Consider the following 12552-nt stretch of genomic DNA (forward strand, 5'->3'; position numbering starts at 1 on the left):
GTGCCCCATCGGGTCGAAGCGCGTCCTCGACACGTCGCAGTGTTAGACCAGCTAGGTGCCGTGGCTTTCTAATTCGGTGTCGTGACCGGTGTTCGTAGCCCTTACACGGATGGACCAGGCCCGAGGCGACATCCGTTGTACTGCGAGCACGAATCACGCGTGAAATGTTCGGCCTCGTGGGTGGACGCGACAACGATGGGGATTGTCAGACTGTGTAGTGGGCAATGCAATGGTTCGCAGGGCCCTTGTGACTCCGGAGCCGCCGCCGTCACGCCCAAATGGAGAACATGGTGACCGCTTGACCGACGTGCGGCACGTCTTGGCGGAGCCGCGCTGCCAGCAAATCCTTACCAGACGACCAACGAGGTGCAGAAGTGGTTAACTTGGGACACGCGGAAAAGCCTGAGATCGACACGACAAAATTGTGGCCGCACGCATGGAAAGCAGCGCTGGCGTCGGGGCTGGTAGCAGTCATACTCGGCGTGCTGATTTTGGTGTGGCCCGGCATCTCGATACTGGTCGCGTCCGTGCTATTCGGGGTGTATCTGCTCGCAATCGGCTGCGCCCAGGTGTTCGCCGCCTTCACGTTGCCGGTATCTGCGGGAGGTCGGATTCTACTTTTCATCAGCGCCGGCGCGGCGTTGATCGTTGCGATACTGACCTTTCGACACTTCGGCCAGGCGTATGCGGTGCTGTTGATGGCGATTTGGATCGCCATCGGCTTTATCTTCCATGGCGTCGCGACGACAGTCGCCGCTATCAGCCATCCTGGGATGCCGGCACGCGGGTGGCGGGTCTTCTTCGGCATTCTCAGTCTGTTCGCCGGGATAATCGTGCTCGCGGCACCGTTCACGTCGATCGTCACGTTGGCCCTCGCGGTGGGGGTCTTCCTGATTGTCATCGGGGCGTTCGAGATCATATCGGCGGTCCGCATGCGCGGCGAGGTGAAAAGGGTCCGCGTCCGCGTGAGGCCTGCGACCGGCAATGCGGCGTAAGCCATGACTCGCGGCCCTCAAAGGGTTTCGCGCCTGCCGCGGCGCACACGATCACTGGGTGGACGCCTGGTGGAGGGATTTTGTGATCTAGATGCGCTTGCCGTTGCGTGGGCCAATTTCTCCCGGAATCGGTATCGGCGAAAAAACGACGGCTTCCGGCGTCGGTTGCCGTGAGCAGGTTCCGCACATGGATTGTTGTGAGCGGTTTAACCTGCCTCGGGAGATCAATTGGAAGGCGACGTACTCGTACTGGCAGGTTCAGGCGCGACCTGTTGAGCTGGGTCAAGCTAGTCCGGGCGGTGGAGAGATCACCGAGGAGGTAATGGAATGACCCATCCAACGGGAATTCCGCTGTTCGAACGCTTCTTTCGCTCGGCCGCGGGCATCAAGGTCGATAAGAACGACCTGCGACGGTTCCGCGAGTTTGTCGACGAGGAGATCGATAGCATCGCCATCGCCGGACGCGACGCGGCCAAGTGGAACGGCCGCGACGTCATCGTGCCCCAAGACCTCCCGATCACCAAAGGGCTTCAGGAACGCATGCGCGAGTTCGCCAAGCTCGATGAGGCGGATGAGGTCCGGGACCTATTGCGCCAGGTGGTGCGGCGTCCGCCGGCGGACGTGACTTTTAGCGAGGACACCGAACGAACGTTGCTGGAGCTCTTCGGCGGGTTGAGCATCGCCCTGGCGCGGTCGTTCCGCCTGATTGATCCGACTGTAGAAAACCCGTCGACACAGCACTGGGACCGGGCCTGCGACTTCTTCAGGCTGATCTTCTGAGGCTGAGGCGATCCTGAGCCCAGCCGATGAAAGCGGCACTACAACGTTTCGTGCGACGAAACGTTTGGTGCGACGAAGTGTTTAGGGCAAAACGCGGTCATGGAATCTTAATTGGTGCTCGATTCCGACACCTCGATCTTGCTGTGCTTGGTGGTTTGCGCCTTTGGTACATGAACAATCAACAGACCATGTGCAAGAGAAGCCTCGACGTCATCGGCCCTAAGATCACCAGGCAGGGTCACGCGATACTCGAAATTCCCGATGCGACGCGTGCGCCGCCGCAGCAGACCCTCGCGCTTGCGCTCCTTGACTTCGCCGGTCACGACAAGTTCGTTGCCTTCCAGCTCCACGTCGACGTCCTCGGGGCGCACACCGGGCAGCTCGATCTCGACCACGTAGGCGGCCTCAGTCTCTGACACATCAGCGGCGGGCAACCATGCACCCTCACCGCCGGTACCACCAACTAGCGACTGCACGAGCCGGTCGAACTCGGAATAGATGTCATCAAATCCACGGAATGGGCGCCACATCGTCGGGGTAGCGCCGACACGTCGCACAGGCAGAGTCATAACTGAACCTCCTCATTCGTACCGCTTGTGGTTCTAGAGTGCACTGCCGACACGGATGATCGCGTCGTACTGTCAAGCCGAATCCGGCTCCGCCATTTCACTCTCCGGGTCCAAGCTTTTTCGTGGCCGAACGACCGCGGTGATGGCCACAACGACCTTGCCGTCCACCGGGAAGAGCCGTTACAGCCGCTCCAAAGAAAAGATGCGGCACGCACCGCGCGATCGACTCTCGGTGGAGAGGCCGCCCACTTGAGGGCGCAGCTGCCGGCAAGGTTTGAGCATTAACCCTGCCCAGCGGGGGCGGCGCGCACCTGCCGCCGCGATGGCGGGGTGGGGGTGGAAGCAGTTCTGTGCGGGTTGCGTCCACTCGACACGTTGGTCAATGGTTCTGACGCGTTTGTACCTGTCCGCAAATGACGAAGCAGGCCCTCAGGTTTGGCGATGCCAGGGCGATGAAAATTGCGCACTACTGCCGCAGCCTGGCCTCGACTTCCTATATGGGTGCGTCATGTTGGTGTCTGCTTGCGAATCGGATCACGTCCTGCAGTGGTCGAATTCAATTGTCGCTCCGGCGATCCGGTGCAGTTCCCACATGCGCCGTCGCGAGATCTGTTCGGCCTGCCCGGTCCGTCCGGCGTAGCTGCTAACCCCGGCAAAGCAGTTCAGACCGTTGGTTTTCGGCCCATCGGGAGCATGCGCAGGTAATCCCTGACTGCCAGACTTCGTCAATGGTGGCATTTCTCCGACGTACGAGCGGTCGGGGTGGCGCTGGCGGCACCAATTCGTACTGCGCGCTAGGGGATGTCGCGACTCTTTCCCCCGCCGGAACCTGGTTTGCCGAGGGAACTACCGCAGGTGCAGATGATCTTCGGCCGGTCCGCGTCGGCCAGGGGCTGGATCGGGCGCCTTTGATTAATACCAACGACGGCGAACCCATGGAAACCGCCATTTCGACGATCCCGGTCAAAGGCCGCGTCCACGACATCACCGTGAGCCGCGATGGCGAGCATGCCTATGTAGCCCTATCCAAGTCGGTCATGGTCCTCAACAGCGAGAACCGAGTGGTGGCAGGCATTCCGCTGCCCGATCATGCGACAAACCTGTTGATGGACGCCGATGGCAAACAGTTGATTGTCAGCCGGCGCGGGGGATCGGTGTCGGTCGTCGACACCGACATCTACACGGTCAGAGTCCTGCGAGACTGCGTTGTTTCGGATGTGGTGGTCAGCCCGGACGGGCACTACTTGTACGCTGTCCATCGCCAGACCCCCGATAGAGGGGCCGCTGATTTCGTGACGGCAATCGACATTGCCAGCGAGTCAACAGGTTTCAACATACCCATCGACGACGTCGCCGGACTTGCGCTCAACCCCGCGGGGACGCGACTTTATGCGATTTCCTACGACCGCCGCGCCTACTACCAATATCCGCCGGGCCGCCTAATTATGGTCGATGCTGCCAGCGGTACCGTGGCCGACGCCATCGCCATCGGCGCTTGTCCGGGGTCAGTAACCGTGGGTCCGGACGGCACCTGCCTGTGCGTCACCCACTACGACACGCGTTCGGTCTCGATGGTCAACCTGGCGACCTGCACCGTTAGGACGGTCGGCCTGCGGGACGCTCCGCTCGGCACGGTGTTCACCCCGGACGGCACCCACGTCTATGTGACCAATGAGCATTCACTGACCGTGATCGACACGACGACCACTAGCGCATACGAGCTCGTCGCCGGCGACCTACCCAGAGGTCTGCAGCTCAGCCCCGACGGAAAGCACGCCTACAGCACCAATTTCGGCGACGGCACGATCTCAGTGATCGATACCATCACCAACTCGATCACAGCGACCCTCGAGGTGCTTAGCCATCCCGAGGCGGTGGCGGTCAGCGCAGATGGTGAGCGTGTCTATGTGGGCGACTATTGGTCGCGCGCCGTCGCGGTGATCTCGGTGCCAATGCTGCGCGACCTGCACGGCAACATCTGAGAGGCCACGTCATCGGCATCGCTGTCAGTGGTAAAGACCCGCCAGCGCGACCGGACTCGTTCGGCTGTCGAAGGCACTCGTGCTGTCAGGACGAATTCGTACCTCGGTTTTCAACCCGTCGGGCGCTCACGCAGAGCCAATCCGATTGCAAAGCTAGCTATCTATATGCGTACCGATGTGGCCATGACCCACTCGACTTGCGCGCTCCGAACACTCAAAACTTGAGGAGATGCGATGACTCTGATGCGATTCGACCCGTTCCGGGAACTCGACCGGTTTGCTGACCAGGCACTGACAAGCGCTCGGACGCCGCGGACAATGCCGATGGAAGCCTTCCGGCGTGGTGATCAGTTCATCGTCGCCATCGATGTACCGGGCGTTGCCCAGGACGATGTAGACATCACCGTCGAACGCAACGTCATCGAACTCAGCGCTCGTCGCCAGCCTCTGCGGCAGGCGGGCGACGAGGTGATCATCGACGAGAGGCCGCAGGGCGAGTTCCGTAGGCAGCTTTTTCTCGGGGACAACCTCGATCCGGACAAACTGACGGCGCAGTACGACCGCGGCGTGCTGACACTGACAATTCCGGTTTCGGAAGCGAGCAAGCCCCGCAAGATCCAAATCGGCCGGTCGACTGAAACACCGCACGCAGTTGACGCGAAATCCGAAGTCAAGCAACAGGTTAACGCTTAGGTACTACGATGGCTGACACCACGCACGCGGTGGCCCCGGACGCAGTCCGACCAGATGAACCCGCCCGCCGGGTCATCGCGACCTTCGACAACTATGAAGACGCGGAGCGGGCCGTCGACTACCTTGCGGATCAACATTTCGAGGTAGAGCGGGTCACTGTTGTTGGCCGTGATCTGGAGCTGGTCGAACAGGTGACCGGTCGGATGAACTACGGGTGGGCCGCGCTGCGCGGTGCCGCCGCCGGCGCACTGACCGGGGCATTGATCGGCTGGATCTTCGGCCTGTTCAACTGGTGGTACCCGTTGATCGCGGGTTTGGTGCTGGCTTGCTATGGCGCCATTTTCGGTGCGGTCGTCGGCGCGTTGGCCGGTCTTGTGATGTACGCGTTTCAAGCCGGTCGGCGCGATTTCACCGCCGTGCGGTCGCTGCAGCCCAGGCACTTCGACGTCGTCGTCGATGTCGATCAGGCTGACCGCGCGGCGCAGCTGCTGAGTGGCAGCGCAAACCAAAGGGGCAGGTAATGGCAACAGCAGTAGGAATCGACCTCGGCACGACCAACTCGGTAATAGCAGCCTGGCAGGGCGGCGAGCCGATCGTGATCCCCAACGCCGAGGGAGCCCGAACCACGCCGTCAGTGGTGGCGTTCACCGAAAGCGGTGAACGCCTCGTCGGCCAACTGGCCAGACGGCAATCGATAATGAATCCCAAGGGCACCATCTATTCTGCGAAACGGTTCATCGGCCGGCGCTTCGACGAAATCTCCGAAGAGGCCAAGGCGGTCAGTTTCGACGTCGTCAAGGGCGACGACGATGCTGTCCGCTTCGAGGTACGCGGTAAGAAATACTCGCCGGAGGAGATCAGCGCGCTAGTGCTCCGCAAGCTCGTCGACGACGCCAGCAAGTTCCTGGGCGAGCGGGTCAAGGAAGCGGTGATCACTGTTCCGGCGTACTTCAACGACTCCCAGCGCAACGCCACCAAGGACGCCGGGCGGATCGCCGGCCTGCAAGTGCTGCGCATCATCAACGAGCCCACCGCCGCGGCGCTGGCCTACGGATTGGACAAGAAAGGCCACGAGACCGTGTTGGTCTTCGACCTGGGCGGCGGCACATTCGATGTCAGCCTGCTGGACGTGGGCGACGGCGTGGTCGAGGTGCGTGCCACCGCCGGTGATTCGCACCTCGGTGGCGACGACTTCGACCGCCGACTGGTCGACTACCTGGCCGACGAATTTCAACGCGACAACAACATCGACCTGCGCAAGGATCCGCAGGCGTTGCAGCGCCTGTTCGAAGCGGCCGAGAAGGCCAAGGTTGAGCTGTCCTCGGTAGCGCAGACTCAGGTCAACCTGCCCTTCATCACCGCGGACGCAAGCGGTCCGAAGCATCTGACGACGACCATCATGCGGTCTAAGTTCGACGACCTCACCGCCGACCTGGTGGAACGCTGCATGGGTCCGGTGAAGCAGGCGATGGCCGACGCCAAGGTCACGGCGAACGACATCGACGAGGTCATCCTGGTCGGCGGGTCGACTCGCATCCCCGCCGTCCAGGCTTTAGTCCGTCGCCTCACCGGCGGCAAGGACCCCAACATGAGCGTCAACCCGGACGAGGTAGTGGCCCTGGGGGCCGCCATCCAGGCCGGTGTGCTCAAGGGTGAGGTGTCCGACGTCTTGCTGCTCGACGTCACACCGCTGTCGCTGGGAGTGGAAACCCGCGGCGGGGTAATGACCAAGCTCATCGAACGCAACACCACGATCCCGGCCCGCCGCAGCGAGGTGTTCAGCACTGCCGAAGACAACCAGCCCGCAGTCGATGTCGTTGTGCTGCAGGGTGAGCGTGAGCTGGCGAGAGACAACCGCGCCCTCGGCAGATTCAAGTTGGAGAACATCCGCCCGGCGCCACGGGGTGAGCCGCAAATCGAGGTCACCTTCGACATCGACGCTAACGGCATCCTGAACGTGACGGCAGGGGACAAAGACACCGGCGCCGAGCAGAGCATCACGATCAGCGAGCAGTCGAACCTGGACAAATCCGAGGTGGACCGGATGATCTCGGAGGCCGAGGCGAACCGCCGCGAAGACGAGCAGTTGCGCACGACGGTCGAGGCACGCAACGAACTCGATTCGGTTGCCTACCAGGTAGAGCGGAAGCTGAGCCAGCTGGGCGACTCGGTGCCGCCGCACGATCGTGCGCGTGCCGAGATGCTGATCGGCGACGCGCGGCAGGTGATCAAGGAGGAGGCGCCGCTGGAGCGGGTACAGTCGCTGACGTCGGAGTTGCAGCAGGTGCTCTACGGGCTGCAATCCGCGCCGGCAACTGCGGGAGATGGCCACCCCGGCGGTAACGGCCAAGGTTCGCAGGCAGCTGACGACGACGTGGTCGACGCCGAATTCGACCGGGGCTGAACTGCAGTGGGTACCCCCGCAGAACAGTCGACAACTCCGGAGAACCGCGACGGCCCAGTCGAAACGCCGGGTGCCTCATCGTCGGAACCCGTTGTACCGCAGGGTAACTCGGATATCGAGCTGGCGAGGCTGGAGGATCGCTGGAAGCGCGCACTCGCCGACTTGGACAACCTGCGCAAGCGGTATGCCCGTGAACTCGACCGCGAGCGCAAACTCGAACGCTCCAAGGTCGCCGGCGCGTGGCTTCCTGTCGTCGACAATCTGGAAAGGGCGCTGCACCATTCGGGAGGCGATGCCGACTCGGTCATCGCGGGCGTGCGAGCCATCCTCGACCAGGCGGTGCAGGTGCTGGAGGGCCTCGGCTATCCGCGCGACGCCGAGACGGGTGTGCCGTTCGACCCGGAGCGACACGAAGTGGTTAACGTAACCGACAACGGCGACAGCGCACCGGGAACGGTGCTTGGGGTGCTACGGCCGGGTTACGGAAAGGGATCTCAGCAGCTGCGGCCGGCGGCCGTGGTCGTCAGCGGCCGCGAGGGGTGAAAGCGCCGTGGCGCGTGACTATTACGAGGTTCTCGGGGTGTCGCGCGACGCGACGCACGAGCAGATTCAGCAGGCGTTTCGGACGTTGGCGCGCAAATACCATCCCGACGTCAACTCCGCCCCCGGCGCCGAGGATCGGTTCAAGGAGCTCAACGAGGCTTATCAGGTACTCTCCGATCCCGACACCCGGAAACGTTACGACCGATTCGGTGAAGATTTCCGCCGGGTGCCCGAGGATTACGACGAGCGGGTCGGCGCGGGGTTCGGCGGCTTCCGTGCCGGCGCGCCGTCCGGCACCAGGGTGCGCGTCGGTCAGGGCTTCGGCGGCCGCAGCGGCATCAATATCGAAGATCTCTTCGGTGACTTCTTCGGTGGCGGGGGCGGATTCGGGCCGATTCCCGGTGCCGACCAGCAGGCCGAGCTCGAGCTGAGTGTCGAGGAGGCCTATCGGGGCGGTCAGCGTTCGATCACGCTGGACGGTCGCACTTATCAGGTGACTATCCCTGCGGGGGTGGTCGACGGACAGCGCATCAGGCTCGCCGGCGAGGGCGGCAGGGGCAGCGGCGACGCACCGGCCGGGGACCTGTATCTGGTCGTGCGGATCAAGCCGGATCGCCGGTTCCGGCTGGACGGGCGCGACATCGTGACCGATCTGCCGGTGTCGCCGTGGGAGGCGGTGCTGGGTGCCACTGTTGCTGTCCACACCCCGGCCGGCGAGGCGAAAGTCAAGGTGCCGCCGGGTTCGTCGACGGGCAGGCGGCTGCGGCTTCGCGGCGAAGGGATGCCCAATCCGCATGGCAAATCCGGCGACCTCTACGCCGAGGTCAAGGTTGTCGTGCCACCGAAACCCACGAAGTCCGAACGCGAGTTGTTCGAGCAGCTGGCCACGGTGTCCACGTTCAACCCGAGGAGCGGGCGATGACCACGACGGCCCCATCAGCACGCTACGCGTTGGCGCGGCGACCCGGAATGGATCTGGACACGTTTGCCCGGCGCTCCGGCTTGCACCCCGACACGGTGCGCAGATTCGTCGCGCTGGGGCTGCTGCCTTGTCAACGAATACCCCGCGACCAGCTTGGCTTCGACGCGTCGGCGCTGCGCACCGTCGCCCGCATTCAGCGGCTCCGAATAGGTCTCGGGCTCAACTACGCGGCGATCGGGTTGGTGCTCGACCTGTTGGACCGGATCGAAGAACTGGAATCTGCAGCCCGCCAAAGGAGGACATCGCTGTGGACATCAATAAGCTGACCCAGAAGTCGCAGGAGGCGTTGCAGGAGGCGCAGGCCCTGGCTACCCGGATGGGCCACGTCGAGGTCGACGGTGAGCACCTGCTGTTGGCGCTGATCGACCAGCCGCAGGGCTTGGTGCCGCGGCTACTGGACCAGGCGGGCGCCGACACCGCGGCGCTGCGCGCCGATCTGGAACGTGAGCTCAACCGCCGGCCGAAGGTCAGCGGCCCCGGCGCCGAGCCGGGCCGGGTGTCGATCACCGCGAGGCTGGCCAAGCTTTTGGAAGCGGCCGAACGGGAAGCCAAGCGGCTCAAGGACGAATACGTCTCGGTAGAGCACCTGGTGATCGCGCTCGCCGAAGAGGGCAGTTCCACGGCCAGCGGACGGATTCTGGCGTCCCACGGCGTGACCCGTGACGCGTTCCTCGGGGCGCTGACCACAGTGCGGGGCAACCAGCGGGTCACCTCGGCGACGCCGGAAGGATCCTATGAAGCGCTGGAGAAATACGGCCGCGACCTGGTCGCCGAAGCCCGCGCCGGCAAGCTGGACCCGGTGATCGGCCGAGATGCCGAGATCCGCAGGGTGATCCAGATCCTGAGCCGTAAGACGAAGAACAATCCGGTGCTCATCGGCGATCCCGGAGTCGGCAAGACGGCGATCGTGGAGGGCCTGGCCCAGCGGATCGTGCGCGGCGATGTCCCGGAAGGCCTGCGGGACAAGACAATTTTCTCCCTCGACATGGGTTCGCTGGTGGCAGGTGCGAAGTATCGGGGCGAATTCGAGGAACGGCTGCAGGCGGTGCTGTCAGAGGTGAAGGCCGGCGAGGGTCGAATCCTGCTGTTTGTCGACGAGTTGCACACGGTGGTCGGCGCCGGAGCAACGGAAGGTTCGCTGGACGCGGGCAACATGCTCAAGCCGATGCTGGCCCGCGGTGAGCTGCATATGATCGGCGCCACCACCCTCGACGAGTACCGCAAGCACATCGAGAATGACGCCGCCCTGGAGCGAAGGTTCCAGACGGTGCTGGTAGACGAACCCGATGTGGAGGACACCATCTCCATTCTGCGGGGGCTGCGTGAACGTCTGGAGGTATTCCACGGTGTCCGTATCCAGGACGGTGCGCTGGTAGCGGCGGCGACGCTCTCGCACCGCTATATCACCGACCGGTTCCTTCCGGACAAGGCGATTGACCTGGTCGACGAGGCGTGTGCGCGTCTGCGGACCGAGATCGATTCGATGCCTGCGGAATTGGATGAAATCACGCGGCGCGTGACCCGGTTGGAGATCGAAGAGGCCGCACTCGCGAAAGAGACCGACCCGCCCAGCAAGGCCCGTCTGGAGGAACTCCGCAAAGAACTGGCCGATCTGCGGGCGGAGGCCGATGCGCGGCACGCGCAGTGGGATGCCGAGCGACAGGCGATCCGCCGGGTGCAGGAATTGCGGGGACAGTTGGAGCAACTGCGGCATGAGGCCGAGGAAGCCGAGCGCAACTACGACCTGAACAGGGCAGCGGAACTGCGGTACGGACAGATCAGGGAGCTCGAACGTAAGCTGCAAGCGGCCGAAGACCAACTCAAGGCCAAGCAGGGAGAGCGGCCGCTGTTGCGTGAGGTCGTCACCGCCGACGAGATCGCCGAAATCGTGGCAGCCTGGACCGGGATACCCGTGGCCCGCCTGCAGGAGGGCGAACGCGAAAAGCTGTTGCGGCTCGACGAAATCCTGCACGAACGGGTGGTGGGCCAGGACGAGGCGGTGCAACTCGTCGCCGATGCGGTGATCCGGGCCCGATCGGGAATTCGGGACCCGCGCCGGCCGATCGGCTCGTTCATCTTTCTCGGGCCCACCGGTGTCGGCAAGACCGAACTGGCGAAAACGCTGGCGGCCGCCCTGTTCGACAGCGAGGACAACATGGTGCGCCTGGACATGAGCGAATACCAGGAACGGCACACCGTAAGCCGGTTGGTTGGCGCGCCACCGGGGTATATCGGATACGACGAAGGCGGTCAGCTCACCGAGGCGGTGCGGCGCAAGCCCTACTCGGTCGTGCTTTTCGACGAGATCGAGAAGGCGCACGCCGATGTGTTCAACACCCTGCTGCAGGTGCTCGACGACGGTCGGCTCACCGATGCGCAGGGACGTCAGATCGACTTCCGCAACACGGTGGTCATCATGACCTCCAACATCGGATCGCATTACCTGCTCGACGGCGTCACCGCGGACGGCGAGATCAAGCCCGACGCCCGCGACCGGGTAATGGCCGAGTTGCGCGGACACTTCCGGCCCGAGTTCCTCAACCGGGTTGACGACATCGTGTTGTTCACCCCGCTGTCGATGCCGCAGCTCGAACGGATCGTCGAGCTGCAGCTGGCCGAGCTGCGGGATCGCTTGGCGGAAAGGCAAATTGAGCTGGACATCACCTCGGACGCTCGCCGGATGATCGCCGAACACGGCTACGATCCGGTGTACGGGGCGCGGCCGCTGCGCCGCTACATCGCCCACGAGGTGGAGACCAAGATCGGCCGGGCGTTGCTACGCGGCGACATCGCGGCCGGTGGCAAGATCCGCGTCACCGTGGAGAATGGCGAACTCGCCGTGGCCTATTCGGAACCGGCCCTGGCGGCCTGACGGAGAAGGCGCCATGGAAACAGACATCGTGACATGCCCGCACTGCGGAAAACGCAACCGAGTACCCGCGGCGGCCGCGGGGAAGCCCCGGTGCGCCAACTGTCACCAGTGGCTGCCCTGGATTGCTGCGGCCGGTGACAGGGACTTCGCCGACGTTGCCGAAAAGGCTTCGGTTCCAGTACTTGTCGACCTGTGGGCGACCTGGTGTGGACCGTGCCGCATGGTGAGTCCGGCGCTGGAGCAGCTCGCCACCGAACGCGCCGGACAACTCAAACTGGTCAAGGTCGATGTGGACAAGGCACCGGCGATTTCGCAGCGGTTCACGGTGCAGGCAGTGCCGACACTGCTGCTCCTTGACCACGGGCAAATACTGGCACGTCAGTCGGGCGCCGCACCCATTGCTGCACTGCGTGATTGGCTTGACCAGGCGGTGTCAACGACAACCAAGGAGGCGCGATCATGACGTCGACATTCATCGACCCCGACTTGGCGGCCATCCGCCGTGTCACTCCCAGAACTCCCGACGGCTGCGAGGAATGTTTGCGTCTGCATACCCCGTGGCTGCATCTTCGGCTGTGCCTGAGCTGCGGGCACGTCGGATGTTGCGACTCGTCTCCGATGCGCCACGCTCGCAAACACGCCCACACAGTGGGCCATCCCATCGTCCAATCGTTCGAGCCCGGCGAATCATGGCGTTGGTGTTATGTCCATGAAATCTATGTCTGAGGTGGC

13 protein-coding genes are annotated in these 12552 nt (G+C 63.6%); 12 read left to right on the forward strand and 1 reads right to left on the reverse strand.

Annotation, left to right across the window (positions count from 1 at the left end):
- Positions 1-422: 422 nt before the first annotated feature.
- Together B8W69_RS03085 and B8W69_RS03090 are read left to right on the forward strand one after the other, a co-directional pair.
- A complete protein-coding gene (locus tag B8W69_RS03085; RefSeq protein WP_085288580.1) occupies positions 423-995 on the forward strand; it encodes an HdeD family acid-resistance protein in 573 nt (190 codons plus the stop codon).
- A 327-nt stretch (positions 996-1322) separates the two neighbouring features.
- The gene (locus B8W69_RS03090) at positions 1323-1775 is read left to right on the forward strand and encodes a DUF1931 family protein (RefSeq protein ID WP_085288512.1); all 453 of its coding nucleotides are present in this window, start codon (positions 1323-1325) and stop codon (positions 1773-1775) included.
- Positions 1776-1882: 107 nt separating this feature from the next.
- Here B8W69_RS03090 and B8W69_RS03095 read toward each other — a convergent pair whose 3' ends face one another.
- Positions 1883-2344 (reverse strand): Hsp20/alpha crystallin family protein, encoded by a 462-nt coding sequence (locus tag B8W69_RS03095; RefSeq protein ID WP_085288513.1) that lies wholly within the window; start codon positions 2342-2344, stop codon positions 1883-1885.
- A 728-nt stretch (positions 2345-3072) separates the two neighbouring features.
- On the opposite strand from B8W69_RS03095, the gene B8W69_RS03100 reads away from it, so the two are divergent.
- The 10 genes from B8W69_RS03100 to B8W69_RS03145 all read left to right on the forward strand — a co-directional run bounded on the left by B8W69_RS03100 (position 3073) and on the right by B8W69_RS03145 (position 12546).
- Entirely contained in the window at positions 3073-4326 is a 1254-nt protein-coding gene (locus B8W69_RS03100) for a YncE family protein (protein WP_085288514.1), read from the forward strand.
- A 234-nt stretch (positions 4327-4560) separates the two neighbouring features.
- A complete protein-coding gene (locus B8W69_RS03105) occupies positions 4561-5019 on the forward strand; it encodes an Hsp20/alpha crystallin family protein (protein WP_085288515.1) in 459 nt (152 codons plus the stop codon).
- An 8-nt stretch (positions 5020-5027) separates the two neighbouring features.
- Positions 5028-5540, forward strand: coding sequence for a YflT domain-containing protein (locus B8W69_RS03110; RefSeq protein ID WP_085288516.1), 513 nt, complete (start codon positions 5028-5030; stop codon positions 5538-5540).
- Positions 5540-7423, forward strand: a complete 1884-nt coding sequence (dnaK, locus tag B8W69_RS03115; protein ID WP_085288517.1) for a molecular chaperone DnaK — start codon at positions 5540-5542, stop codon at positions 7421-7423. The genes B8W69_RS03110 and dnaK overlap by 1 nt, the downstream gene beginning before the upstream one ends.
- Before the next feature lie 6 nt (positions 7424-7429).
- Entirely contained in the window at positions 7430-7966 is a 537-nt protein-coding gene (locus tag B8W69_RS03120) for a nucleotide exchange factor GrpE (RefSeq protein ID WP_085288518.1), read from the forward strand.
- 7 nt (positions 7967-7973) lie between these two features.
- Complete coding sequence (locus B8W69_RS03125; protein WP_085288519.1) at positions 7974-8888, forward strand: DnaJ C-terminal domain-containing protein; 915 nt, start codon at positions 7974-7976, stop codon at positions 8886-8888.
- Positions 8885-9214, forward strand: a complete 330-nt coding sequence (locus B8W69_RS03130) for a chaperone modulator CbpM (RefSeq protein WP_085288520.1) — start codon at positions 8885-8887, stop codon at positions 9212-9214. The genes B8W69_RS03125 and B8W69_RS03130 overlap by 4 nt, the downstream gene beginning before the upstream one ends.
- Complete coding sequence (clpB, locus tag B8W69_RS03135; protein ID WP_085288521.1) at positions 9196-11820, forward strand: ATP-dependent chaperone ClpB; 2625 nt, start codon at positions 9196-9198, stop codon at positions 11818-11820. Before B8W69_RS03130 ends, clpB begins: the two co-directional genes overlap by 19 nt.
- Before the next feature lie 13 nt (positions 11821-11833).
- Entirely contained in the window at positions 11834-12283 is a 450-nt protein-coding gene (trxA, locus tag B8W69_RS03140) for a thioredoxin (RefSeq protein ID WP_085288522.1), read from the forward strand.
- Positions 12280-12546: a UBP-type zinc finger domain-containing protein gene (locus B8W69_RS03145; RefSeq protein WP_085288523.1), complete on the forward strand. Its 267-nt coding sequence runs from the start codon at positions 12280-12282 to the stop codon at positions 12544-12546. Before trxA ends, B8W69_RS03145 begins: the two co-directional genes overlap by 4 nt.
- Positions 12547-12552: the final 6 nt, after the last annotated feature.

The sequence above is a fragment of the Mycolicibacterium vulneris genome (assembly GCF_002104765.1).
Classification (GTDB): domain Bacteria; phylum Actinomycetota; class Actinomycetes; order Mycobacteriales; family Mycobacteriaceae; genus Mycobacterium; species Mycobacterium vulneris.

What these genes read in the sequence shown, in the direction of transcription:
- B8W69_RS03100 (WP_085288514.1), top strand. Translation starts at nt 3,073, where the DNA reads ATGGTGGCATTTCTCCGACGTACGAGCGGTCGGGGTGGCGCTGGCGGC.
- dnaK (WP_085288517.1), top strand. Translation starts at nt 5,540, where the DNA reads ATGGCAACAGCAGTAGGAATCGACCTCGGCACGACCAACTCGGTAATA.
- trxA (WP_085288522.1), top strand. Translation starts at nt 11,834, where the DNA reads ATGGAAACAGACATCGTGACATGCCCGCACTGCGGAAAACGCAACCGA.
- B8W69_RS03105 (WP_085288515.1), top strand. Translation starts at nt 4,561, where the DNA reads ATGACTCTGATGCGATTCGACCCGTTCCGGGAACTCGACCGGTTTGCT.
- B8W69_RS03090 (WP_085288512.1), top strand. Translation starts at nt 1,323, where the DNA reads ATGACCCATCCAACGGGAATTCCGCTGTTCGAACGCTTCTTTCGCTCG.
- B8W69_RS03095 (WP_085288513.1), bottom strand. Translation starts at nt 2,344, where the DNA reads ATGACTCTGCCTGTGCGACGTGTCGGCGCTACCCCGACGATGTGGCGC.
- B8W69_RS03145 (WP_085288523.1), top strand. Translation starts at nt 12,280, where the DNA reads ATGACGTCGACATTCATCGACCCCGACTTGGCGGCCATCCGCCGTGTC.
- B8W69_RS03130 (WP_085288520.1), top strand. Translation starts at nt 8,885, where the DNA reads ATGACCACGACGGCCCCATCAGCACGCTACGCGTTGGCGCGGCGACCC.
- B8W69_RS03110 (WP_085288516.1), top strand. Translation starts at nt 5,028, where the DNA reads ATGGCTGACACCACGCACGCGGTGGCCCCGGACGCAGTCCGACCAGAT.